Source organism: Candidatus Binatia bacterium (genome assembly GCA_036563615.1).
Taxonomy (GTDB): Bacteria; Desulfobacterota; Binatia; order UBA12015; family UBA12015; genus DATCMB01.
In genome coordinates this window covers 219,392-243,533 of sequence record DATCMB010000023.1, presented here as the reverse complement: position 1 = coordinate 243,533, position 24,142 = coordinate 219,392, and the positions used below count along the sequence as shown (strand labels likewise).

General features: G+C 72.0%; 20 protein-coding genes. 13 read left to right on the top strand and 7 right to left on the bottom strand.

Annotated features, from left to right (window positions below):
- The first annotated feature begins 323 nt into the window (after positions 1-323).
- From VIS07_22270 to bioB, 4 genes are all read left to right on the top strand, one after another.
- Positions 324-782, top strand: coding sequence for a nuclear transport factor 2 family protein (locus VIS07_22270; protein ID HEY8518247.1), 459 nt, complete (start codon positions 324-326; stop codon positions 780-782).
- 66 nt (positions 783-848) lie between these two features.
- Positions 849-1,901: a lipoate protein ligase C-terminal domain-containing protein gene (locus VIS07_22265; GenBank protein ID HEY8518246.1), complete on the top strand. Its 1,053-nt coding sequence runs from the start codon at positions 849-851 to the stop codon at positions 1,899-1,901.
- Entirely contained in the window at positions 1,898-2,758 is an 861-nt protein-coding gene (locus tag VIS07_22260) for a HEAT repeat domain-containing protein (GenBank protein HEY8518245.1), read from the top strand. The genes VIS07_22265 and VIS07_22260 overlap by 4 nt, the downstream gene beginning before the upstream one ends.
- Positions 2,759-2,790: 32 nt before the next feature.
- The gene (bioB, locus tag VIS07_22255) at positions 2,791-3,804 is read left to right on the top strand and encodes a biotin synthase BioB (GenBank protein ID HEY8518244.1); all 1,014 of its coding nucleotides are present in this window, start codon (positions 2,791-2,793) and stop codon (positions 3,802-3,804) included.
- Between the two features lie 129 nt (positions 3,805-3,933).
- On the opposite strand, the gene VIS07_22250 is transcribed toward bioB, so the two are convergent.
- On the bottom strand, positions 3,934-4,842 hold the full coding sequence (locus VIS07_22250; protein HEY8518243.1) for an SDR family NAD(P)-dependent oxidoreductase: 909 nt from the start codon (positions 4,840-4,842) through the stop codon (positions 3,934-3,936).
- Between the two features lie 118 nt (positions 4,843-4,960).
- Here VIS07_22250 and VIS07_22245 point away from each other — a divergent pair, with 118 nt between their 5' ends.
- The 9 genes from VIS07_22245 to VIS07_22205 all read left to right on the top strand — a co-directional run bounded on the left by VIS07_22245 (position 4,961) and on the right by VIS07_22205 (position 14,088).
- A complete protein-coding gene (locus VIS07_22245; protein ID HEY8518242.1) occupies positions 4,961-6,526 on the top strand; it encodes an AMP-binding protein in 1,566 nt (521 codons plus the stop codon).
- A 97-nt stretch (positions 6,527-6,623) separates the two neighbouring features.
- Complete coding sequence (locus VIS07_22240; protein HEY8518241.1) at positions 6,624-8,000, top strand: hypothetical protein; 1,377 nt, start codon at positions 6,624-6,626, stop codon at positions 7,998-8,000.
- A 106-nt stretch (positions 8,001-8,106) separates the two neighbouring features.
- Positions 8,107-8,625 (top strand): hypothetical protein, encoded by a 519-nt coding sequence (locus VIS07_22235; GenBank protein ID HEY8518240.1) that lies wholly within the window; start codon positions 8,107-8,109, stop codon positions 8,623-8,625.
- Positions 8,626-9,195: a hypothetical protein gene (locus VIS07_22230; GenBank protein ID HEY8518239.1), complete on the top strand. Its 570-nt coding sequence runs from the start codon at positions 8,626-8,628 to the stop codon at positions 9,193-9,195.
- 162 nt (positions 9,196-9,357) lie between these two features.
- On the top strand, positions 9,358-9,660 hold the full coding sequence (locus tag VIS07_22225) for a hypothetical protein (GenBank protein ID HEY8518238.1): 303 nt from the start codon (positions 9,358-9,360) through the stop codon (positions 9,658-9,660).
- A 50-nt stretch (positions 9,661-9,710) separates the two neighbouring features.
- On the top strand, positions 9,711-10,067 hold the full coding sequence (locus VIS07_22220) for a tetratricopeptide repeat protein (protein HEY8518237.1): 357 nt from the start codon (positions 9,711-9,713) through the stop codon (positions 10,065-10,067).
- Positions 10,068-10,069: 2 nt separating this feature from the next.
- A complete protein-coding gene (locus tag VIS07_22215; GenBank protein ID HEY8518236.1) occupies positions 10,070-10,342 on the top strand; it encodes a hypothetical protein in 273 nt (90 codons plus the stop codon).
- Positions 10,343-10,417: 75 nt separating this feature from the next.
- Positions 10,418-11,530 carry a long-chain fatty acid--CoA ligase gene (locus VIS07_22210; protein HEY8518235.1) on the top strand — a complete coding sequence of 371 codons (1,113 nt, stop codon included), beginning with the start codon at positions 10,418-10,420 and terminating at the stop codon, positions 11,528-11,530.
- Positions 11,527-14,088 (top strand): aminotransferase class III-fold pyridoxal phosphate-dependent enzyme, encoded by a 2,562-nt coding sequence (locus VIS07_22205; GenBank protein ID HEY8518234.1) that lies wholly within the window; start codon positions 11,527-11,529, stop codon positions 14,086-14,088. Before VIS07_22210 ends, VIS07_22205 begins: the two co-directional genes overlap by 4 nt.
- Positions 14,089-14,219: 131 nt before the next feature.
- On the opposite strand, the gene prfB is transcribed toward VIS07_22205, so the two are convergent.
- The 6 genes from prfB to VIS07_22175 form a co-directional block, all read right to left on the bottom strand.
- A protein-coding gene (gene prfB / locus VIS07_22200; protein ID HEY8518233.1) for a peptide chain release factor 2 occupies positions 14,220-15,366 on the bottom strand; the annotation gives its coding sequence in 2 pieces (ribosomal slippage) (positions 14,220-15,305 and positions 15,307-15,366; 1,146 coding nt in all).
- Positions 15,367-15,478: 112 nt separating this feature from the next.
- The gene (locus tag VIS07_22195; GenBank protein HEY8518232.1) at positions 15,479-17,443 is read right to left on the bottom strand and encodes an acyltransferase family protein; all 1,965 of its coding nucleotides are present in this window, start codon (positions 17,441-17,443) and stop codon (positions 15,479-15,481) included.
- Positions 17,444-17,633: 190 nt separating this feature from the next.
- Positions 17,634-18,056 (bottom strand): rRNA maturation RNase YbeY, encoded by a 423-nt coding sequence (gene ybeY / locus VIS07_22190; protein HEY8518231.1) that lies wholly within the window; start codon positions 18,054-18,056, stop codon positions 17,634-17,636.
- Between the two features lie 55 nt (positions 18,057-18,111).
- The gene (locus VIS07_22185; protein HEY8518230.1) at positions 18,112-19,116 is read right to left on the bottom strand and encodes a PhoH family protein; all 1,005 of its coding nucleotides are present in this window, start codon (positions 19,114-19,116) and stop codon (positions 18,112-18,114) included.
- A complete protein-coding gene (gene alaS / locus VIS07_22180) occupies positions 19,113-21,740 on the bottom strand; it encodes an alanine--tRNA ligase (protein ID HEY8518229.1) in 2,628 nt (875 codons plus the stop codon). The genes VIS07_22185 and alaS overlap by 4 nt, the downstream gene beginning before the upstream one ends.
- A 177-nt stretch (positions 21,741-21,917) precedes the next feature.
- The gene (locus tag VIS07_22175) at positions 21,918-24,041 is read right to left on the bottom strand and encodes a sulfatase (GenBank protein HEY8518228.1); all 2,124 of its coding nucleotides are present in this window, start codon (positions 24,039-24,041) and stop codon (positions 21,918-21,920) included.
- Positions 24,042-24,142 lie beyond the last annotated feature (101 nt).

Sequence of the window (24,142 nt, the reverse complement as noted above, 5' to 3'; positions counted from 1 at the left end):
GCGCAAGTCGTTCGGACTGCGGCCTCTTGCCGCGGCTAGCGCGTTCACACGACCTTGCTACCGGCCTCTTTTCATGGTCCAAAAAGAACTGCGCCTAGATTTTCGCTCTACGACCTTCCTCGGTCGCTCGCGACGACGCTCCACGCGTCTGGAGGGAGAGGCGCAGCGGGTCCGCAGACGAGCAGTTTGCCGGGCCCGCTCGTAGTGCCCGACGAGAGGGACGGCTCGTTGGGCAAGCATAAGGAAACTCAGAGAAGTACGAGCAAGACGCCGCGCCGGCTCGTGGGGAGCTGAGCGAGGCTACATTCGTTCGGGGAGGAGACATGGCTACGACGAGGGGCTCTGGAGCTAAGAAGACCGCCGCAAAGGCGAAGAAGACGAAGCCCAGGGCCGCAGCAGCGGGACCGAAGGGAGCGCCCACGCTTGCCGACCTGCGGCGCATCGCGCGCTCGATCGTCACTGCCACGTCGGTGGCGGACGAGAAGCGCATGCTGTCGCTGTACGCGGACAGCGTCGAGTCCGAAGAGGCCGGGCAGATGCCGACCTACGGCATCGAGGCCATCAAGCAGAAGAACGAGCAGTGGAAGAAGATGGTGTCCGATGCCCGCTGGCATGCGCGCAACCTGTGGTGCGACGGGCAGACGGTGATCATCGAGTGGGAGGCGCAGCTCACGCTGCGCGGCGGACGCAAGACGCTGTTCCGTGAGGTGGCGATCCACGAGATCCGCAACGGCAAGATCGTCCGCGAGCGCTACTACTACGATCCCACCATCCTCGGCTGACGCGGAGCACGCTCCGCACGGCGGCCGGCGCGGATCCCCCGCGCCGGCCGCTTGCTTTGCCGTCCGGTGAGCGCGCGCTCCCTGCTGATCAGCCACGCGAGCGGCGCGACCCCGGACGTCCAGCGCCGACGGGAGCGTGCGCTGCTCGAGGCCGGCGCCCTCGGCGAGCTTCACCTGCACGCGTCGACGCTCGCCGGCGAGGTCCTCGGGCTCGGCGCCTTCCACCTCGAGCCCGGCCCGCGCGGGGAGCCGGGGACGGCGCTGCTCTGGCGGCGATCGACCGGCGGGCGCGCGATCGCGGCCGGTGACGGCTTCCTGCTGGTCACGCTCGGGCTGCCGCACCGCTCGGCGCTGGTCGCCGACGACCGCTGGGCGCTCGCGCCGGAGCAGGTGATGAACCGCTGCGTGCGCGGGCTTCTCGCGTGGCTGCGCAAGCTCGGCGTCGACCCGGTCTATCCGGGGCTCGACCTCGTGACCGCGTCGCGACGTGCGCTCGCGCACGTGAGCTTCGCCGAGGGCGAGGCGGGGCCGACGCTGTTCCAGGCGATCGTCGCGCTGCGCACGTCGCTCGCGACCACGCCCGCGCTGCTCGACCGCGTCGATCCGCAGGGCGTCGTGCCCGCGCACCTGCTATCGAGCTCGCAGGTGACGACGCTCGCCGAGCTGCAGGGGACCGAGGCGCAGGGGGAGATCGATCTCGCCGCGATCGCGGCGCAGATCGCAGCCGCCTACGCCGAGGTCTTCGACCTCGAGACCGAGGAGCTCGACGACGAGGTCACGAAGCTGATGCTCGCCGAGGATCCAGGACCGCTCGCGTACGTGCCACGCGCGCTCGCCGCGGACGCGCGGGTCGAGGTCGCGCACGGCTTGCTCGGACCGGTGACCGCGGCCGCGCACGTCGAGCACGGCGTGGTCGCGGACTTCGCGCTGACCGGCGACTTCCTCGCGCCGCCTTCCGCGATCCGCGAGCTCGCGCAGCGGTTGATCGGCGGTCCCGCGACGGCGAGCGCCGCCGCCGACGCACTGCGCGACGTCCTCGACGGACGGCGCAACTACCTCCTCGGGCTGCGCCCGGCGGAGCTGCACGCGCTGGTCGCGCGCGGGGTGGGCGCGTCGTGAGCGCAGCGATGGACGAGCTGCGGCGCGAGCTCGTGCAGGGCCTGCGCGGCGACGCCGCGGCGCGCAGAGAAGCGCTCGCCCGCATCGCCGCGCTGCCGCGCGAGACCATCGGCGCGCTGATCGAGGACGAGCTCGCAGCGGCGCTCACCGACACGCTCGGCGCCGCGCACCGCACCGACCAGCGCGGGGCGGCGGACGTCATCGCGCCGTTGCTGCCGCTGTCCGACACGCTCTGCGCTGCGCTGCGCGCGGCGCTCGCCTCGCCCTCGGCGCGCCTGCGCTGGGGCGTCGCGTACACGCTCGGCCGCGGCCTCGACGCGACGCCCGAGCTCTGGCCGGCGGCGCTCGAGACGATGATGCTTGACGACGGCGACCAGCGCTGGGCCGCGGCGGAGCTCGCGTGCAAGATCGCGCGCCGCGACCCGAGCGTCCTCGACGAGATCCGCGCGGCGCTCGGTGGCGCATCGGCGACGCTGCGCAAGATGGCGCTCTACTGCCTGCGCGACCTGGAGGCGCCCGACGCACCTCGGCTCGCGCACGAGCTGCTGCGCGATCCCGACGCGGGCGTGCGGCTGGCGGCGCTGTCGTGCGTGCTGCGCGCGGGGTCGGGAGCGGAGCTCGCGCGCGAGGCGGCGGCGACGATCGCCGCGCTGCTCGTGGACGACCCGGACGCCGGCGTCCGGCGCGCGGCGGCCGCGACGCTCGGCAAGCTCGGCGTCGCCGATCCGGGCGTCTTCGCGGCGCTCGAGCGGGCGTCACGCTCCGAGGACCCGAGCCTCGCCCGCGCCGCCGCCGCGGCCCTGCAGGCGCTCGCCCCGGCTCGAGGCCCCACCCCCGGCGGGTCCGCGCCGGGTTGAGCGGTCCGGCCGCTCTGGTACAGCGTCCGGCCATGTCGATCGTCAGCAGCAACGACGCCGGGCAGGCGGCGTCCCCGTTCACCGAGCTCGCCGAGCGCGCGCTGCGCGGCGAGGCGCTGAGCCGGGAGCAGGCGCGCGCCGTCCTCGCCACCCCGGACGAGCTGCTGGCCGATCTGCTGCGCGCCGCCTTCGTCGTGCGCGAGCGCTACTGGGGACGGCGGGTGAAGCTCTGCGTGCTGCAGAACGCGCGCTCCGGCCTCTGCCCCGAGGACTGCAGCTACTGCTCGCAATCCAAGGTGTCGGCGGCGGACATCGACACCTACCGCCTGCTGCCGCAGGACGAGCTGCTGCGCGGCGCCGAGGCCGCGGTCGCGCGCGGCGCGCGCCGCTACTGCATGGTGACGAGCGGCCGCGGTCCGAGCGAGCGCGACATCCAGCAGCTCTGCGCCGCGACGCGCGAGATCAAGCGTCGCTACCCGGAGCTCGAGATCTGCGTGTCGCTCGGCTTGATGGACGACTCGCAGGCGCAGCGTCTCGCGGAGGCGGGCGTCGGCTGGGTCAACCACAACCTGAACACCAGCGAGCGCTTCTACCCGAAGATCTGCACGACGCACACCTACGCCGACCGCGTCTCGACCGTGCGCGCCGCGAAGCGTGCGGGCCTCAACACCTGCTGCGGCGGCATCATCGGGATGGGCGAGGATGACGAGGACGTGATCGACCTCGGCTTCGCGCTGCGCGAGCTGCAAGTCGACTCGCTGCCGGTCAACTTCCTGCACGCGATCGACGGCACGCCGCTCGGCGGCCGTCCGAAGACCAGCCCGACGCGGGCGCTGCGCGCGCTCTGCCTGATGCGCTTCCTGAACCCCGAGGCCGACATCCGCGCCGCGGGCGGACGCGAGCACACGCTCGGCGACTGGCAGGCGCTGGCGCTCTACCCGGCGAACTCGATCTTCGTGAACGGCTACCTGACGACGCCGGGTCAGGCCGTGGCCGAAGCGCAGCAGATGGTCGCGAGCATCGGCTTCGAGCTCGAGACGGAGTAGCGCTCTCGGCTCGAGACCGAGTCGCGTTCTCGGCGCGCGCCGGAGGTTCGCGCGCCGACGGTTCGCGCGCGCGCCGCGTGCGCCGCGTCCCTCCTCGCAGCGCACGCAGCGCTCACACGCGCGGAGCGCTCACTTCTTCGCGCCCGCTCCCCCCGACGTGTCCCGCCGCGTCTGCGGGATGCCGATCTGCTGCAGGTGCTCGCCGAGCGAGGCGTCGAACTGGTCGGCGATCTCCTGCGCGGTGAAGCCGCCCTCCTTGTACATCGACGCGATCGGGCGCGGCGTCTGGAAGATCGTGAAGGCGTAGCCGCGACGCCCGAAGATCTGGCCGTTGACGTGCGCCGCGCGGTCCGAGGCGAGGAAGGCGACCAGCGGACCGTTCAGATCCGGGTTCATCTCCGGCGACACCGGACGGCTCTCCATGCCCGGCATGCTGCTCACCATGCGCGTCATCCCCGACGGCGCGAGCGCGTTGACGGTGATCCCGTACTTCGCGAGCTCGATCGACCAGGTGAAGGTGATGCCCATCAGCGCCGCCTTCGCCGCCGAGTAGTTGGTCTGGCCGAAGTTGCCGCGCAGCCCGGCGCTCGAGGTGATGTTGATGATGCGCCCGAAGCCCTGCTCGCGCATGTGCGGGATCGCGTGGCTCCCGCAGTTGAAGCTGCCCTTGAGATGGACCGCGATGACCGCGTCGAAGTCCTCCTCGGTCATCTTCATGATCGAGCGGTCACGGACGATGCCGGCGTTGTTCACCAGGATGTCGATGCGACCGAAGGTGTCGAGCGCGGTCTGGATGATGTTCTTGGCGGCCTTGTAGTCCGACACCGAATCGTAGTTCGGCACCGCCCTGCCGCCGAAGCCCTCGATCTCGCGGCACACCTGCGCCGCGGGATCCTGGTCGGAGCCGCGTCCGTCGAGCGACGCGCCGACGTCGTTCACCACGACGGCAGCCCCCTCGCGCGCGAGCGCGAGCGCGATGCCGCGGCCGATACCACGTCCGGATCCGGTGACGACTGCGACCTTGCCTTGAAGCAGCATGAGCTTCCTTTCGCTTAGGTTGACGTCGTTTCGCGTCGGCTAACAGCGCTCGCCGGGGAGGTCAACGCGCCGCGGTTGCATGTTTGACTCGAGCACGACGCGGTGGCGAGAACGTAGCGTGCTGCTGCTCGGCGAGATCGTTCGTCGCCACGCACGCTACCGAGGACGGCGCCTGGCGTACGTCCTCGATCACGCCGACGGGCGCACGGAGCGCGTCACCTACGCCGAGCTCGACGAGGGCACGAACCGTCTCGCGCACGTGCTCGCCGCACGTGGCGTGCGACGCGGCGACCGCGTCGCGATCCTCGCGCACAACTGCGTCGAGTACCCGTGGACGTACTTCGCGTGCTGCAAGCTCGGGGCGATCGTCGTGCCGCTCAACACGCGCAGCAAGCCGGACGAGATCCGCCAGGCAATCGAGCTCGCGGAGCCGCGCGTCGCGCTCGTTGGCGCCGACTTCGCGGACGAGGTCGCGGCGCTGCGCCGCGCAGGTCGCCTGCCACACGTCGAGGACGTGCTGCTGATCGACGACGCACGCCCGGACGCGAGACACGCGCCGTTCGCGCGCCTCGCGCCGCTGCTCGCGGAAGCCCCGACGAGCGAGCCCGCGCCCGCAGACTCGCCCGACGAGCGCGACCCGCACGTCATGCTGTTCACCAGCGGCACGACCGGCGTTCCCAAGGGCGCCCTGCTCTCGCAGCGCAGCTACTTCCTGCAGGCCGGCCTCACCCAGTCGATGACCGGCCTCACCGACGGCGACGTCGTCCTCAGCATGTTCCCGATGTTCCACATGGGCGGGTGGGCGACGCCGCTCGGCACCTGGGCGATCGGCGGCAGCGTGGTGATCATGCGCAAGGCCGACCCGCGTGCCATGCTGGCGGCCGTCGCGCGCGAGCGGGTTTCCTACCTCTACGCCGTGCCGACGCTGTACAACGCGATGCTCGCCCTTCCGGATTTCGAAAGCTTCGACCTGTCGTCGCTGCGTCTGCTCGGCGGCGGGACGGCCTACATGCCACCCGAGCAGATCGAGCGCATCCTGCGGGCCTTCGGCGTCGATTCGATGGTGGTGTTGTACGGTCAGACCGAGGCCGGTCCGGTGACCGCGCTGCGACCGCGCGACCTGCTGCGCAAGGCGGGCTCGGTCGGCACGCCGGTCAACGACGTCGACGTCCGCGTGATCGACGCCGACGGTCGCGACGTGCCGCCCGGCGTCCCGGGCGAGATCGTCGTCAAGAGCGACTTCACCATGCTCGGCTACTGGCGCATGCCCGAGGCCACGGCCGAGGCGTTCGCCGGCGGCTGGCTGCACACCGGCGATCAGGGCATGTGGGACGACGACGGCTTCCTCTGGGTCGTCGGCCGGCTGAAGGAGATGATCAAGACGGGTGGCGAGAACGTGTACCCCGCCGAGGTCGAGGCGGTGCTGCTGCGTCACGAGGGCATCGCCGAGTGCTCCGTGGTCGGCGTGCCCGACCCGGACTGGGGCGAATCGGTGCTCGCCGTCGTCGTGCCACGTGCGGGCGTCGCGCTCGAGGAGCGCGACGTGATCGAGTTCGTCCGCGAGCGGCTCGCCGGCTTCAAGAAGCCGCGCTGGGTGCGCTTCGTCGACGAGCTACCGCGGACCGCCTCGACGCAAAAGGTGCAGAAGGCGTTGCTCGTCGACCGCTTCCTCCAGGGCTGGTGATCACCCTCTAGCGACTCCGGTGCGCTACCGCCTCCGCCCCGTCCGTCCACGGCACCGCGCGCGACTTCGCCTGACGCTCGCGACGCTCCTGCTGCCGTTGATCGCGATCGTCGTCCTGCCGCGGCTCGAGTCCGCGCGGCATCCGCTCGCCGAGCGCGAAGCGGCGCTCGCGGTCGACCTGCGCCGGCCGCGCGCCGGCGAGGCCGCGGCGCCGCGTGCGTCCGGCGAGTGGACGGCGCCGGCGATGGCGGCGGTGACGCGCATGCCGCGCCTCGCGGGCAATCGCGAGCTGCAGCTGCGCCTCGCCGGCATGTTCGCGGGCGCGCTCGCGGTCGGCGTCGCGGTGCGGCTCGGGACGCGGCTCTTCGCGCCGCGCGTCGGCGTGCTCGCCGCGAGCTTGCTGCTCGCGCTGCCGAGCGGCCGCAGCTTGCTCGGCGCCGAGCTCAGCGTCGAGCCGTTCTTCCTGCTCGCGATGCTGTCGGCCCTGCTCGCGATCCGCGGCATGCCGGAGGCGCGCATCGCCGCCGTGTTCGCCGGCGGCGCGAGCGGCGTCGCGATCGCGCTCGGCGGCGTCGATGGCCTCTGGCTGCCGGTGCTGGCGCTCGTCTGGCTGCGGGTCCACCAGGGATTGAACGCGCGCAGCGCGAGCGTCGTCCTCGGCACGACGGTGCTCGGCGCCGCGGTCGCGCTGGTCGGCGGCTGGCTGCTCGCATCGAGCAGCGCGACGCTCTTGCCGAGCAATGGCACGCTCGCCTTCCTCGACGAAGGGCTCCTCGAGCGGCGCAGGGTCGCGCGCGACCTGTTGCCGCTCGCGCCGATGGTGCTCCTCGGGCTCTTCACGCTGCGCCTCGAGTGGCTGCGCAGCATGCCGTTCCGCTTCCTCTTCCTGTGGCTCGCCTTCGCCGGCGCGACCTGGGCCGCGACCGGTGCTGCGGCGAGCGCCGACGTCGCCGTGCTCTTCCTGCTGTCGGCGGTCGCGCTGCTCGGCTGGGAGCACGCGTCGCGCCGCTGGTCGTGGCCGGCGGTCGCGGCGACCGCGGGGATCGCGCTCGCGCTGTGGCGCGCGACGCCGGCGACGTCGGAAGCGCAGGCGATCGACCGCTGGGCGATCCGCGAGGCGGGACGCTTCGTCGGCCGCGTGATCGCGCCCGACCGCCGCGTCGCCGCGAGCCCGCGCGCCGCGCACCGCTTCACCTTCTACGGCAACCGCGCGATCGAGCCGCTCTCGGGCGATCCCGCGCTCGCGGAGCTCGACTACGTGATCGTGCCGCGCGACGACTTCCGCACGATGCGCGCGCGCGCCGAGGAGCAGCCGTCGCCCGCGCACCTCAAGCGCATCGCGGAGTTCGGGACCTGGGTGGTGGCACGGGTCCGCCCAGGTGCTGCGGAGCCCCGCAAGGAACCTGCGGGGAACGCCCCGTTCGCGACCACGGCTTCGCCCTACATTCGCCCTGACGACGGACCGATTCCATAGTCAAATCGCACACTTGGCTCCCGCGGGAGACCTTGAATTGACTTGCAGGGCGGGCGTCTCTAACGTCGCCCATGCACCTCCCACCCAGGGTTTCCAAGCGATGCGAATGATCCTTCCTTCGGTCCGCGAGCGGCGGCAGATCGACCGGCTGTTGTCGGCCTTCTTCCACCTGCATCGCGAGCCGCTGTTCCGTCGCGCCCTGGTGATGCTCTGCCGCTTCTACCGTCTGCCGACCCCGCGCATCACCTGGTTCGAGTACCTCGACTGGGGCAAGACGGCGGGGCGCACCTACGAGAACGGCGAGATCCACCTGGTGCACCCGGAGAACTGGAAGCGCGGCCGCAAGTACAACTCCGAGCGTCGCTGGATCAACACGTTCTACCACGAGATGGGGCACTACATCTTGTGGGCCGACGCGGAGCGGAAGGCGGACACCTTCGCGGCGCGCATGGTGCGCGGGCTCGGCACCTCCAACCTGCGGCTGGTTCCGCCGGTCGCGGATGGCGTCGACCGCGTCGGCCTGGCCGCGGTCGCGGCGCGGCGCGACGGCAAGCGCCGTCCGGCGCGCGCCACGCGCAAGACCCGCACCGCGACGCGAGCCACGCGCAAGCGGTCGTCGGCATAAGTGGCCGAAACGCGCGATCACCCGTCGACGGGCACGGCCGGTGGCGCGCAGGACGGCGCCAAGCCGACCGTCGAGAATCGCTGGTGGGTCGACACCGGTACCAGCGGCAAGCGTCGTAGCCCGACCCCGACCAGCCAGCGCGTCCCGCCGCCGATCGTCGGCGAGCGCCTGTTCGGCGTCGGCCGCGACTTCGATCAGGACCGCGCCCGGGCGCGGCTCACGGACTTCAATCTCAACCTGCTCCGCGAGGCCAACCCGCCCGAGGACGGCTGGGCCTACCTCGCGATGAACTCGCAGCGCTCGCCGGAGGAGTACCTCGAGCGCGTGCGACGCATGATCCGCCTGCCGCGCGGCGCGCGCGCGGTGCTGGTCGACGCCGGCACGTCGGTGCGCGCGATCTTCACCGGCAAGCCGTTCGGCGACCGCATCGTCGAGCTGAACCTCGGTGGCGACTCGTCGCTCGACGCCTGGCGCAACGGCGAGTGGATCGCCGAGCGCGCCTTCCGCAGCCGCGAGCGAGCGCTGCGCGAGGCGTCGCACCTGGTCGCGCGGTACCTGCGCTCGGACTGATCTGGTAGCCACCGCTCGAACCGAGCCGAGTGGCGCCGCAGCGCGGCGTGATTTCCCCCGCGAGCCGGGCTACGAAGGCAGCGCAAAATCGAACACGGCGAGCCAGCTCGCCCGGCGCGATGCCGGGGTGCGGCGTCGATCAGCCACGGGAGCGAACAAGCGATGCAGCCAGAAAAGTCCGCAGCAGACCAGGTCAAGGAAGCCGCCTGGGTCTACACCCAGCGCTTCGTCGTCGCCCTGCTCCTCTTCGGCGCGGGCTGGTTCCTCGGCTACCAGATGTACGGAGCCGGCGAGCAGGGTCAGCCGGCGCTCGCAGCGCGCGTCGCGAAGCTCGACGAGGACCTGAACCGCATCAAGAACGAGCGCGAGGACTGCCAGAAGGTCCTGCAGGTGACGCAGACGCGCTTCGACGCGGTGCAGAAGGAGCTCCAGGCGCTGCGCGAGCGCGACACCGCGACGCCGTGACGTCGCACGGCGCCCTTGCCTCTCGGCAAGCGCCTGCATAACGTCCGAGCATGCCGTCCAAGGAAGAGCTCTACGACGAGGGGCTCGACCTCGCCTTCGAAGGCCGCTACCGCGACGCGATCGAGAAGTACCGCGCCGCGCTCGAGATCGATCCGACCTACGCCGACGCGGTGCACGCGCTGGCGATGGCGCACGCCGAGCTCGAGGAGCTCGACGAGGCGATCGAGGTCGGCAAGCGGCTCTGCGAGCTGGTGCCGGACGACATCCTGGCCTTCACCAGCCTGTCGACCTTCTACCAGCGCAAGGGGATGATCAAGGAAGCCGAGGAGGCGGCGGCCAAGGCCAAGATCCTCGACTGGAAGCGTCAGCTCGCCGAGCAGAAGAAGGCGGACGGGAACGGGAGCTGACCTTGCCGGAGCGCTCGGACGAGTACTACGTCGAACGTCTCATCCAGCGCATCCGCCTGCTGATCGCGACCTCGGACGACATCCCGGTCGACGTCAAGCTCCAGACGCAGCCCATGCTGAAGGAGCTCGAAGCGACCCTCGGCGTGGCGCGCGCCGAGCAGGATCGGGAGCGCGCGCGCAGCCAGTACGCGTTTCTCTACCGCGAGCTCGAGGACTACCCGGACCTCGAGGCGCTGCTGCACGCGCTGAAGAACTTCGTCCCGTACCTCACCTGAGGCGCCGCGACGCGCGTCGTCCGCAGCGGCCGGCGCGGGGTGCGACCGCGCGGGGCGCTGACTAAGATCCCGTCGTTGCCCGCGCTCGACGACATCGCGCACGACGTCCTCGCCTGGATGGCGAGCGACCCGGAGCCCGGCGAGCGGGGAGCCGACGCCGAGGCGCGCTTCGATGCGCTCGCGCGGGCGGCGTTCGCCTTCCAGTACGAGGCGAATCCCGCCTACCGCGCGTTCTGCGACCGGCGCCGGCGCACGCCCGACACCGTCGCGGGCTGGCGCGACATCCCCGCGGTGCCGACGGCGGCGTTCAAGACGCTCGATCTCGCCTGCGCGCCGCCCGAGAAGGTCTTCCTCACCAGCGGCACGACCCGCGGCAAGGAGCAGCGCGGCCGACACCCGGTGCCGCGCCTCGACCTCTACCGCACGGGCGCGCTCGTCCACTTCCGCCGCATGGTGCTGCCCGACGGGGCATGCCCGCGCATGGTCGGCCTGCTCGGCTCGCCCGAGCTGCTTCCCGACTCGTCGCTCACCCAGATGGTCGAGTGGCTGCGCGAGGACGTCGCGGGCGGCGACGGCGAGTACCTGGTCGACGAGCACGGCTTCGATCCCGCGCGCGCCGCGGATCGGATCGAGCAGCTCGCCGCGGACGGCCGCCCGCTCTGCCTGATCGGCGTCCGCGTCGTGTTCACGAGCCTGTTCGAATGGTGCGCGCGCGAGGAGCGCGTGCTCGAGCTGCCGGCGGGCTCGCGCGTCGTCGACACCGGCGGCAGCAAGGGCGGCCGTACGCTGTCCGACGCGGGCTTTCTCGCCGCCTGCTGGAACGTCGTCGGCGTGCCCGGGTACTACTGCGTCAACGAGTACGGCATGACCGAGCTCTGCTCGCAGTTCTACGACGACGTGCTCGCCGCGCGCTTCGCCGGTGAGAACCGTCCGCGCCGCAAGCTCGGCCCCGCGTGGACGCGGACGGTCGCGGTGGATCCGGCGACGCTCGCGCCGGTTCCCGACGGCGAGCCCGGCCTGCTCTGCCACTTCGACCTCGCGAACGCGGGGTCCGTGCTCGCGGTGCAGACCGAGGACGTCGGGGTCATGGAGGCCGACGGGCGCTTCCGTCTGCTCGGGCGGGCGCCCGGGGCGGAGCCGCGCGGCTGCGCGCTGGCGCTCGCCGACCTGCTCGCGGCGGCGCCGTGAAGCAAGCGCGGGTTGGCGCGGACCTCACCGCGGCCGGGGTCGCCGCGATGCTCGAGCGCTTGCAGGCGGCGCAGCGCGAGCTCGCACGGCGCGATCGCGAAGACGTGCTCGACGCGCTCGGTCGCGTCGCCGCGCTGTGGCTCGAGGACGCGCCGCGACGCGAAGCCGCGGCGCGCGAGATCGCGAGCGCGACCGGCTACGCGCCGGCGATGGTCGAGACCTGCCTGCGCCGGACCTTCGCCGCGTGGAGCGCGCCGCACCTCCATCGCCTGTTCGACGAGGCGCTCGCCGGCGTCGAGGTGCTGCCGCGCGGCGTGCCGGCGGAGCGACGCACGCGGCGTGGCGCGCGTCGGGTCGCGACCGAGCCGAGCCTCGTCGTCACGCTGCTCGCGCAGAACACCCCGGGGCTCGCGATCGCACCCGTCTTCCGCGCGCTCGGGCTGCGCTCGGCGATCGTCGTCAAGTCGGCGCGCGGCGAGCCGACCTTCGCGCCGCTGCTCGCGCGCTCGATCGCGGAGGTCGATCCGCGGCTCGGCGCCGCGTGCGAGGCGCACACCTGGCCCGGCGGCACGGCGGCCGTCGAGGATCAGCTCTTCGCGGCGGCGAGCCGCGTCGTGGTCTACGGCAGCGCCGAGACCGTCTCCGCGGTGCGCGCGCGGGTCGGCGAGCGCGTCGTCGCGTACGGACCGCGGGTGAGCGTCGCGGTGCTGGCCGGCGAGTCGCTGCCCGGCTTTCCCGAGCGTCACGCGCGCGCGCTCGCGCGCGAGGTCGCCTTCCTCGACCAGCGCGGCTGCTTGTCGCCGCAGGCGGTGCTGGTCGACGCGCGCCTCGACCGTCACGCGCTCGGTCACGCGCTGGCGAGCGAGCTCGCGGCCATCGAGCAGGAGTGGCCGCGGCGGCGGCTCGCGCTCGAGGCCGCGACCGCCTTTCGCCGCGCGGTCGACGCCGCCGAGGCCGAGGCCGCGGCGGGCAGCGGTCTCGAGCTGCACGGTGGAGTGCTCGAGCCGTGGGCCGTCGTCGTCGAGCGCTCGGCGAAGCTGCGGCCGACGCCGCTCGACCGCTTCGTGCGCCTGCACCCGTTCCAGGACGTCGGCGAGCTTCGCGAAGCGCTCATGCCGCTGCGCGGCCTGCTCGAGTGCGTCGGGCTCGAAGCGTCGGACGAGGTCGCGAGCGAGATCGCGGAGGAGTGCCGGGCGCTCGGCGCGGCGCGGATCTGCGCGCTCGACCGCATGCAGGATCCGCCCGCCGACTGGCACGGCGGCGGGCAGCCGCCGCTCGCGGCGCTGCTCGACTGGAGCACCGTGGAGCCGGGCGCCGACGACCGCGACGAGCCGACTGCGTCCAGTACAACGACGGATCAGCCACGAAGCCGGCTTGCCGCGGACTTCCGGCGCTACGTCGCGCAGACCTCCGACGAGCCGCGCGGGCTCGAGGTGGTGCGCGCGCGCGGCGCGCGGGTCTTCACCGCCGACGGCCGCTCGTACATCGACCTGCTCGCCGGCATCGGCGTCGCGTCGATCGGGCACGCGCACCCGGACGTCGCGCGCGCCGTCGCGCGCCAGGCCGAGCGCTACACGCACGTGATGGTCTACGGCGAGGACGTGCTCGAGCCGCAGGTCGAGGTCGCGCGGCGCCTCGCGTCGCTCCTGCCCGAGTCGCTCGGCGTGACATACTTGACGAACAGCGGCGCCGAGGCGATCGAAGGCGCGCTCAAGCTCGCGCGCAAGGCGACGCGGCGCGAGCGCGTGCTCGCCTTCGAGGGCGCGTTCCACGGCGACACGACGGGCGCGCTCGCGCTCGGCGGCAACCCGGTCTATCGCGAGCCGTTCCGTCCGCTGGTCGCCGGCGTCGAGCACCTGCGCTGGAACGCGAGCTCGTCGCTCGCCCGCATCGACGACCGGGTCGCCGCGGTCTTCGTCGAGCCCGTGCAGGCAGAAGCCGGCGTGCGGATCCCCGACCCGGACTTCCTGCCGCGTCTCGCGGCGCGCTGCCGCGAGGTCGGCGCCCTTCTCGTGCTTGACGAGGTGGTGACCGGCCTCGGGCGCACCGGACGCTGGTTCGCGTTCGAGCACTGGCCGGGCGCCGTGCCGGACGTGCTCGTGCTCGCGAAGTCGCTCGGCGGCGGGCTGCCGCTCGGCGCCTTCATCGCGTCGCCCGAGCTGATGCGCGTGCTGTCGCACGACCCGCCGCTCGGCCACGTGACGACCTTCGGCGGCAACCCGGTGTCGTGCGCGGCGGCGCTCGCGAGCCTCGACGTGCTGGCGCGCGAGCGCCTGCCCGAGCGCGCGGCGCGCCTCGGCGCGGAGCTGCTCGAGCGCCTGCGCGCCCTGATCGGACGCGGCGGCTTGCGCGAGGTGCGCGGGCTCGGCCTGCTGATCGGCCTCGAGTTCGACGACCCCGCGGCGACGCAGCGCTTCGTCGCCGGCTGTCGCGAGCGCGGCGTGCTGCTCGGCTGGACGCTGCACCACGATCGCGTGGTGCGCCTCGCGCCGCCGCTCAGCATCCCCGACGCGGACGTCGAGGAAGCGCTGCAGGCGATCGCCGCGGCGCTCGGCTGACGACGCCCGACCGGGCGGCCTGCGACGGCGCGATGGCGCCCTGCGACGCGCGGGGAGAGCAACCGCCAACCGCAGCTGCGACCGTCGCGCGCCGAGGCGGTCGCGACGACCGCCGGCGCGATCCGCCGCAGCTAGGCGCGCGCGCCCGCCTTGTCGGCTTCCGCGGCGCCGTTCTCCCGACCGCCCGCCTGACGCAGCAGCTCGGCCTCGATGAACTGATCGAGGTCGCCGTCGAGCACCGCGTCCGTGTTGCCGACCTCGACGCCGGTGCGGTGGTCCTTGACCATGCGGTAGGGGTGCAGGACGTACGAGCGGATCTGGCTGCCGAAGTTGATCTCGCGCTTCTGGCCGGTGATCTGCTCCTTCTTCTCGCGCTGCTTCTCGAGCTCGAGCTCGTAGAGGCGCGAGCGCAGGATCTTCATCGCCATCGCCTTGTTCTTGTGCTGCGAGCGCTCGTTCTGGCAGGCGACGACGATGCCGGTCGGAAGGTGCGTGATGCGCACGGCGGAGTCGGTCTTGTTGACGTGCTGGCCGCCGGCGCCGGACGAGCGGTACGTGTCGATGCGCAGGTCCTCGTCGCGGATCTCGATCTCGATGTCTTCCTCGATCTCGGGCGTGACGAGGATCGCAGCGAACGACGTCTGACGGCGTGCGTTCGCGTCGAACGGCGAGATGCGCACCAGGCGGTGCACGCCGCTCTCCGCGCGCAGGTAGCCGTACGCGTACTCGCCCTCGACGGTGAAGGTCGCGCTCTTGATGCCCGCGCCCTCACCGGGCGTCACCTCGACGATCTCGGTCTTGTAGCCGTGACGCTCGGCCCAGCGCAGCAGCATGCGGAGCAGCATCTCCGCCCAGTCCTGCGACTCGGTGCCGCCGGCGCCCGGGTGGATGGTGACGATCGCGTTCGCCGCGTCGTGCTCGCCGCTCAGCATGCGGGCGAACTCGAGCTTGGAGGTCTCCTTCTCGACCTGCTCGAGGCGCGTCGCCGCCTCGGCGAGCGCTTCCTCTTCGCCCTCGGCCGCCATCTCGAGGTAGACCTTGATCTCCTCGAGCCCCTCCTCGAGCCGGCGCAGGCTGCCGAGCTTGTTCTGCACCGAGGCGCGCTCGCGCAGGATGGCTTGCGCCTTCTCGGCGTTGTTCCAGAGATCGTCGCGCGCGGCGAGCTCGTCGAGCTCCTTTGCGCGCTCGCTCAGCCGAGCGACGTCAAAGATGCCTCCCGAGCGCGTCTACGCGCGTCTCGAGGTCGGCGAGGCGTTCACGTCCTTCGGAGAGAAGCATCTTCGAGATGTAGCGTTGCGCGAGCCGCCGCCGCAACCGTCTCTCCGGGACGGCTCTGCGCGGCGTGGGAGCGCGGACGGGCGAGCGGCCTTGGCAGGTGCGACGACGACGCTCAGTTCGCCGCCGCGCGCTCGACGCGGGACGCTTCGACGGGAGCGGCTTCCGTCCCCTGCGCCATCTGCACGGACGGGAAGGTCTCGGCCAGGATCCAGCTTGCGACGTCGGTCGCGGCGGCGGCCGTGAGGTGGATCGAGTCCATCCGCACCTGTCCCAGCCGCGGGTCGACCTCGAGGAAGCGTCCGCCGGGACAGAGGCGCGCGAACAGATCGAGCAGCGTCACCTCGTCCGGACGGGCAGCAGCGAGCGTCGGCAGGATGACGTCGTTCAGATGCTTGACGCGGCGCGGATCGCGGGCGCCCGTGCCGATCAGCGGCGAGTTCTGCGTGCGGCCGAAGCAGGGCGTCGTGAGCCACACGATGCGTGCGCCGAGCGCCGAGGTGACGTCGACCGCGAGCTGGTACTCGCCGAGCAGCCAGGAGTCGAACACCTCGTCGCCCGGCGCGTGCGTCCCGGTGGGAAACTCCCGATTGCGCAGATCCATGAGCCCCGAGTGGATCACCACGAGATCCGGGCGGAAGCGCTCGACCGCGTCCCGCCAGCGCTGGGGCCAATCGGTGCAGACTTCCGATCGGCGCGGGCCGGGCTTCGGCCAGCGTCCGATGCCGCAGCCGTACTCGGCGAGGTTCCAGACCGTCACCGGTCGGCCGTAGAACTTCGCCTGCCGCGCGAAGCCGATCCCGACGTTGTGGGCGATGGAATCGCCGACCGTCAGCACGCGGAGCGGGCCTTCGGGAAACGGCGGCCCGAGCGGGGGCATCTTGCTCGCCCGTGCAGCGCGCTTCGCCGGGGGCGCGCCGGGCGCACCGGCCGTCGTCGTGACGACGACCACGGCCACCGCGGCGACCGCGACCGGGGCCGCGAGACGCGCCACCCAGCCCGTCGGCCAGCGGCGCTCGCGCACCGGTCTCTCGAGCGCGACGTAGGACACCACCGCGATCGCGAAGGTCACGCCGATGCGGAGCGCGAACAGCTCGAGCCCGCCCAAGCCGGTGCGGCTCTCGTCAAGCCAAAGGTAGATCGGCCAGTGGTAGATGTAGACGCCGTACGACACCACCCCGAGGCGCCGGAAGGGCTCCCACGAGAGCACCGACGACACGACGCCGGGCTGCAGCGCCGCGTTGAGCAGCGCGGCGTTGCAGAGCGCATACAGCGCGAAGCCTCCGCGGTAGAGGAACGGCGAGTCTTCCTGGACCAGGAGCACGCACGCGATGACGTAGGCGATGGCCGCGACCGTGATCGCGACGTAGCCACGTCCGCGCCACGGCTGGATGCGTCCGTCGCGGACCAGCAGCGTCGCCAGGAGGGCGCCGACGAGAAACTCCGCAGCGCGCGTGTCGGTTCCGTAGTAGAGCCGCGAGGGCGCGACGCCGCTCGTGGCGAGCCCGATCATGATCGCCGTCGACAGGCACGCGAGCACGGCCAGCACGAGCCGCAGGCTCCGCAGCGGCAGGCGCGCGAGCCCCATCATGGCGACGAGGAGCAGCGGGTAGACGGCGTAGAACTGCTCTTCGATCGACAAGCTCCAGTAGTGCTGGAGCGGCGACGGGCGGGTGAAGATCTCCCAGTAGGTCTGCCCCGTCGTCATGAAGCGGATGTTCGCGAAGTAGAACAGCGCCCCGAGGCCGTCCCAGCGGAAGCGGGAAAGCTGATCCGTGGTCCCCGCGAGCAGCGTGAAGCAGGCGGCAAGCGCGATGCCGAGCAGAGCGGCGGGCATCAGCCTGCGCAGGCGCCGCGCCCAGAAGCGCACCAGGTCGATCCGGCCGCTCGACGCCGTCTCGACCAGCAGCAGCGTCGTGATCAAAAAGCCGGAGAGCGTGAAGAAGGTCGAGACGCTCAGGTAGCCGCCGCCGACCACGCTCTTGTCGGCGTGGTAGACGAGCATCGCGACCAGCGCCACGCCGCGGATGCCATCGAGAGCTGCGACGTACGGGATGCGCGGCGACGTCTGCACGGCCATGACGAGACGGGGGAGCGCCTTCGCTGCGCGTCGCGCAGGGCGCGAATCAACCATCTTCCACGGCGCCGGGCAACACCAGCTCCGCGTCGGCGTCGCGCCGTCCCGCACACGACCGCCAACCGCTGTCAGCGGGCGGCACGAGCGGACGCAAAGCTGCCTCGGCCGCTTGGCGCGGGAATGCCGACGCCCGCTACTTCGCGCCGCCGACCGCCTGCACCAGCTCGCGCTGCTTGCCGAACATCCGCCGCGCCTCGGCCGGCGAGCGCTCGTGGTCGTAGCCCAGCAGGTGGAGGATCCCGTGCACCAGCAGCTCGGTGAGCTCGCGCTCGAGCGCGTGCCCGCGCTCGGCCGCCTGGCGCTCGGCGGTCGGCAGCGAGATGACGACGTCGCCGAGCAGCGCCGGCGCGCCATCGAGCGGCGCCTGCACGCCCTCGCCCTCGCGCTGCGCGAACGCGAGCACGTCGGTCGTGCGGTCCTTGCCGCGGAAGTCGCGGTTCAGGCGGTGCATCTCCTCGTCGCCGACGAGCGCGATCGAGAGCTCGGTGCCGTGCTCGCCCATGTGGCGCAGGCTCTCGCGCGCGATCCGACGCAGGAGCGGCGCGTGCTTCGCCATGCCGCGCTCCGCCGCGACCCGGACGACGATCGGCGCGGGTCGCCGCTCGGCTCCGCTACGGGGCCGGGGCACGGTCGTAAGCGGCGATGATCTGCTGCACCAGGCGGTGACGCACGACGTCGCGCTCGTCGAACTGCACGAAGCGGATGCCCTCGATGCCCTTCAGGATCTCGCGCGCCTCGATCAGGCCCGACGCCTTGCCGAACGGCAGGTCGATCTGCGTCACGTCGCCGGTGATCACGGCGCGCGAGCCGAAGCCGAGACGCGTCAAGAACATCTTCATCTGCTCGCGCGTCGTGTTCTGCGCCTCGTCGAGGATCACGAACGAGTCGTTCAGCGTGCGGCCGCGCATGAAGGCGAGCGGCGCGACCTCGATCGTCCCGCGGTCCATGTAGCGGCGCGCGCGATCGGGATCGACCATGTCGTTGAGCGCGTCGTAGAGCGGGCGCAGATACGGATTGACCTTCTCCGCGAGGTCGCCGGGCAGGAAGCCGAGACGCTCGCCCGCCTCGACGGCCGGACGCGTCAGCACGATGCGCGCGACCTCGTTCTTGAGCAGCGCCGCGACCGCCATCGCCATCGCGAGGTACGTCTTGCCCGTGCCCGCCGGACCGATGCCGAAGACGATGTCGTACTTGCGGATCGAGTCGATGTAGAGCTTTTGGTTGATGGACTTCGGGGCGATCGTCCGCTTGTGCGCCGAGATGTAGACGGTGTCGAGGAAGATCTCCTTGAGGCGCGCGTTGCGGTCGGCGGACAGGATGCGCAGCGCGTGATCGACGTCCGACGCGTACAGCGGGTAGCCGCCTTCGAGCAGCTCGCGCAGCTGGCGCAGCACCCGCGCGGCGAGCTCCGCCTGCACCTCGTCGCCCGACACCTCGAAGCCGCCGTTGTGCACGTGCACCCGGGCGCCGGTCGCACGCTCGATCACCTTGATGTTCTCGTCGTGCTGCCCGAGCAGCGTGTGCAGGTGCTGCGGGTCGGGGACGTCGACGCGGATCGACTTCTGCGGCCCCTGCGCCGCCGCCGTCGCTTGCTCGTCCGAGCGTGCCTCGCTCATCCGCCGATCAGCTCGTAGACGCGCTCGAGCGCCTGCGGCAGGCGCGACGGATCCTTGCCGCCCGCCTGCGCGAAGTCCGGTCGCCCGCCGCCGCCGCCGCCGACGATCGGCGCGATCTGCTTGATCAGGTCGCCGGCGTGGACGCGTCCGACCAGGTCCTTGGTGACGGCCGCGAGCAGCAGCACCTTCTGACCGTCGCTGCCGCCGAGCACGACGACGCCCGAGCGCATGCGGTCGCGCAGCTTGTCGGCGAGGTCGCGCAGGACCTTGGCGTCGACCTGGTCGACCCGCTGCGCGAGCACCTTGATGCCGTCGACCTGGCGCACGTCGTCGAGCAGGTCGCGCGAGGCGCCGGAGACGAGCTTCGACTGCGCCTCCGCGAGCTTGCGCTCGAGCTCCTTCTGCTGCGCGAGCAGCTTCTCGAGCTTGGCCGCGACTTCCTCCTCGTTTCCGTGCAGCAGCTCCGCGACCTGACGCAGCTCGCGCTCGCGCCGCCGCACCGCCTCGAGCGCGCCCTCGCCGGTCAGCGCCTCGACGCGCCGGACGCCGGCGCCGACCGCCGACTCGCCGCGCATCTTGAAGACGCCGATGTCGCCGGTGCGCGCGACGTGCGTGCCGCCGCACAGCTCGACCGAGTAGTCGCCCATGCGCAGCACGCGCACGCGGTCGCCGTACTTGTCGCCGAAGAAGGCGAGCGCGCCCGCCTTGAGCGCGTCGTCGTAGGACATCTCCTCGGCGAACACCTCGAGGTTCTGGCGGATGTGCTCGTTGACCTCGTCCTCGAGCTCGGCGAGGCGCTCCTCGGAGAGCCGGCTGTCCTGCGTGAAGTCGAAGCGCAGGCGCTCGGGCGTCACCAGCGAGCCCGCCTGGCGGACGTGCTCGCCGAGCTGGTGGCGCAGCGCCGCGTGGAGCAGGTGGGTCGCCGAGTGGTTGAGACGGATCCGGTCGCGGCGCTCGGCGTCGATCTCGAGACGCACGAGGTCGCCCGGCGCGACGCCGCCGCGCACCACGCGGCCGCGGTGCACGATCAGGTCCGGACGCGGCTTCTGGGTGTCGACCACCTCGATCAGCCCGCCGCCCGGCAGGACGATCTTGCCGGTGTCGCCGACCTGGCCGCCGGACTCGCCGTAGAAGGGCGTCTCGGCGGTGACGATCTCGATCTCGTCGCCCTCGCGGGCCTCCTTGCGCGCCTCGCCGTCGGCCGACGCGATCGCGACGACGCGCGACTCGAGCGACGTGATGCGGTCGCCGGCGAACTTCGAGTGCGCGTCGGCGAAGCTGCCCGCGGTGGCGGTGACGAAGCGCGCGCCCTCGCGCGCACGCTCGCGCTGACGCTCCATCGCGGCGTCGAAGCCCGCCTGATCGACCGACATCTTCTCGCCGCGCAGGATGTCGGCGGTGAGGTCGATCGGGAAGCCGTAGGTGTCGTAGAGCTTGAAGGCGACCTCGCCCGGCAGCACGGTGCCGCCGCTCTGGCGCAGCTTCGCGACCTCCTCCTCGAGGAGGCCGAGGCCCTTCTCGAGCGTCTCGCCGAAGCGCTCCTCCTCCGCGGTCACCGCGGCGCGGATCCGGTCGCGGTGCTCGATCAGCTCGGGGTAGCCGGCGCCGAGCACCTCGCACACGCGGTCGGTGACGGCGCCGAGGAACGGCTCCGTCAAGCCAAGAACGCGGCCCTGGCGCGCGGCGCGGCGCAGCAGGCGGCGCAGCACGTAGCCGCGGCCCTCGTTCGACGGCGTGATGCCGTCGGCGATCATCACCGCGACCGCGCGGCCGTGGTCGGCAATCACGCGGAAGGCGACGTCGGCGTCGCTGGTGCCGCCCTCGTAGCGCTTCTTCGCGCGCTCCTCGGCGACCTCGATCATGCCGCGCAGCAGATCGGTGTCGTAGTTGCCCTGGACACCCTGCAGGATCGCGGTGACGCGCTCGAGGCCCATGCCGGTGTCGACGTGCTTCGCCGGCAGGTCGGTCAGGCTACCGTCGGGCTCGCGGTTGTTCTGGATGAAGACGAGGTTCCAGATCTCCATGAACCGCGCGCAGCCGGAGTTGACCCCGCAGGTGTGGCCCGGCGGCTGGTCGCAGGTGCCGGGGCCGCGGTCGTAGTGGATCTCGGAGCACGGACCGCAGGGACCGGTCTCGCCCATCTCCCAGAAGTTGTCCTTGGCGCCGAAGCGCAGGACGCGCGACGCGGGCAGGCTCGTCACCTTGGGCCAGAGCTTCTCCGCTTCCTCGTCGGTCTCGAAGACCGTCGCGTACATGCGGTTCGGGTCGAGACCCCACTCCTTGGTCAGGAGCTGCCAGGCCCACTCGATCGCCTCGGCCTTGTAGTAGTCGCCGAAGGACCAGTTGCCGAGCATCTCGAAGAACGTCTGGTGGTAGACGTCGCGCCCGACGTCCTCGAGGTCGTTGTGCTTGCCCGAGATGCGCAGGCACTTCTGCACGTCGGCGACGCGCGGCGCGGGCGGCTTCTCGACGCCGAGGAAGACGTTCTTGAAGGGGACCATCCCCGCATTCGTGAACAGCAGCGACGGGTCGCTCTCCGGCACGATGCGTGCGCTGGGCACGATGAGGTGGTCGTGGCGGCGGAAGAACTCGAGGAAACCCCGTCGGACGTCGGCTCCGGTCATCTTGAAAGACGCTAGCAAAGCGGTTTTCGCCTTTCGACCGCGTTTTCCGGGCGTGGGAGCGCGGCGCGAGCGCGGCCGGGGGCGCGGACGCCGGACGCGGCAGGGGTGCGGCAGAAGCGCCGGGAGCGGTGACCGCTCACCGGCGGCCGACGGCGTCGCGGCGACGGGGCGCCGGCGTCACTCGACGTAGCCGAGGGCGCGCAGCTTCTTCATCGTCGCGTCGTCGGTCTCGACGGCCGTGGGACGCGGGTTGCCGCGCTGGCGGCGCAGCTCGTCGTTCGCGGCGACGTAGGCGTCGACCAGCTTCTGGCCCGGCGCGAGCAGCTCGGGATCCTCGCGGCGCTCCCGCTCGAGCGGGTCGCTCTCGAGGTCGTAGCGAACCAGGACGCGGCCGTCGGTGGCGATCCACTTCGTCGTGCCCTGGCGCACGATGACCTCCTTCCGGCCGTCCTGACGGTCGTGCTCGACGTAGACCGCGCGCTCGGCGAGCTCCGCGCCGTCGAGCAGGCGCACGAGGTTCGTGCCCTGCATCTGCGACTGCATCTTTCGCTGCTCTTCGGGCATCGGGTCTTCGAGCTGCGACACGCCGGCGAGGTCGAGCACGGTGGGCGCCAGGTCGACCAGCGAGACCAGCGAAGAGACGCGCGCACCCGCCGGCACGCGACCGGGCGCCCGGATCAGCAGCGGGATCCGCAGCACGGGCTCGGTGGCGAACCAGTTGTGGCCGAGCAGGCCGTTCTCGCCGAGCGCCTCGCCGTGATCCGCGGTCACGATCACGACCGTGTCGTCGCGCCGGCCGAGCGCGTCGAGCTCGGCGAGGAGACGCGCGACCTGCGCGTCGGTGTAGAGCACGTCCCCGGCGTACGCGAGCCGGGTGCGGACGATGTCCGGCGGAAAGGGCCCGCCGAGCTCGTCCGCGCCGTCGCCGTCCGCCTCGAACACGTCGTAGCCCTCGGGCGGCGCGTACGGCGAATGCACCTGGTAGGTGTGCAGGAAGAGGAAGAAGCGCTCGTCCTTGTGGCGACGCAGCCACTCGATCCCGCTGTCGATCACCTCCGCGGCCACGCCGTACTCGTCCATGTTGGCGACCAGGTACTCGCGGTACGAGCGAAAGCCACGCACGAATCCGGCGAACGCGTGGATCATCCCGTCCTCGGTCACGGCCGCCGTCTGGTAGCCGCGCGCGGCGAGCACCGTCGACAGCAGCTCGTAGGAGCTCGGCAGCAGCGAGCCGAAGGCGTAGACGCCGTGCACCGACGGATGGACGCCGGTCAGCATCGTCATGTGCGAGGCGGTCGTCGACGGGTACGTCGTGTACACGTTCTCGAACAGCGCGCCCTCCTCGGCCAAGCGGTCGAGGTTGGGCGTCGTCGGACGCTTCTGGCCGTACGCGCCGACGAAGTCCGCCCGCAGCGTGTCGAGCGAGATCAGCACGACGTTGCGCGTGTCGTCCGCGGCGCGGGGCGCGAGCACGACGGGCACGCTCCAGACCGGATAGCCGACGCGCAGCGCCTGCTCGGCGTCGCTCGCCGCGACCTCGCTGCGCAGCTCGAAGCGCACCTTCTGCCCGGCGAGCTCCTCGAGGTCGATGCGGTAGTCGCTCCACTCGAACGATCGCTCGTCGTCCTGCGCGAGCTCCTTGCTGAGCAGCACGTGCGAGCCTGCGTCCGTCAGGGCGACGAGCTCGAGCCGCACCGGCGACGTGCTCGCGCCGGCCGAGGCCGGGCTCAGCCCGTAGGCGCCCTCGAGCACGGCGCCCGGCGGCACCGTGATCGGCTCCGTGGTGGTGACGCGCTCGGGCGGCGGGATGATGAACGCCACGGCGTGCACCTTCCAGTCTTCTGCGTCGCCATCAAAATTCGGGATGTCGAAGCGCACGACCAGCTCGCGTCCCTTCGCCGTCGCCAGCACCGCGGGGAGCGACTGGGTCGCCTCGCCCTTCTTCTCGTAGGTGCGGCTGACCATCACCGTCTGGTCGACGAGAAAGGGCCCGACCTCGTAGACGCGCTCGAGCGCGCCGTCCACCACCGACGGCGGCCCCTTCGGCGTGAGGGGACGGGACCAGGCCACCTCCGCAGTCGGCCTGAACTCGCGCCCCAGGACCTCGCCGCTCCGCGAGCGTACGGACAGCGCGAGCGTTTCCTTGGGCTTGGCGAGCGTCGAGACGACGGCGTAGGTCGGCGCCTCGGGTTGCGGCGGCGACGACGTGCACGCCGCGACGAACGCGAGCGCGACGCAGGCGAGCACGAGCGTCGAGGATGGTGCGACGCTGCGCTGCCGCAGCGTCGAAGGATGCGTCACCACGGGGCAAAGGCAGCGCATCGAGGTCGAATATGCGCCAGCGCGGCGCGGTTCAACGCGACGTCCTCGTTTTCCCGGCCTGCTCGCGTCGTTTCTCGGGC

Coding starts and splice junctions, on each gene's coding strand:
- VIS07_22270 (HEY8518247.1), top strand. CDS start 324: ATGGCTACGACGAGGGGCTCTGGAGCTAAGAAGACCGCCGCAAAGGCG.
- bioB (HEY8518244.1), top strand. CDS start 2,791: ATGTCGATCGTCAGCAGCAACGACGCCGGGCAGGCGGCGTCCCCGTTC.
- VIS07_22250 (HEY8518243.1), bottom strand. CDS start 4,842: ATGCTGCTTCAAGGCAAGGTCGCAGTCGTCACCGGATCCGGACGTGGT.
- VIS07_22235 (HEY8518240.1), top strand. CDS start 8,107: ATGATCCTTCCTTCGGTCCGCGAGCGGCGGCAGATCGACCGGCTGTTG.
- VIS07_22225 (HEY8518238.1), top strand. CDS start 9,358: ATGCAGCCAGAAAAGTCCGCAGCAGACCAGGTCAAGGAAGCCGCCTGG.
- VIS07_22220 (HEY8518237.1), top strand. CDS start 9,711: ATGCCGTCCAAGGAAGAGCTCTACGACGAGGGGCTCGACCTCGCCTTC.
- VIS07_22195 (HEY8518232.1), bottom strand. CDS start 17,443: ATGGCCGTGCAGACGTCGCCGCGCATCCCGTACGTCGCAGCTCTCGAT.
- ybeY (HEY8518231.1), bottom strand. CDS start 18,056: ATGGCGAAGCACGCGCCGCTCCTGCGTCGGATCGCGCGCGAGAGCCTG.
- VIS07_22185 (HEY8518230.1), bottom strand. CDS start 19,116: ATGAGCGAGGCACGCTCGGACGAGCAAGCGACGGCGGCGGCGCAGGGG.
- alaS (HEY8518229.1), bottom strand. CDS start 21,740: ATGACCGGAGCCGACGTCCGACGGGGTTTCCTCGAGTTCTTCCGCCGC.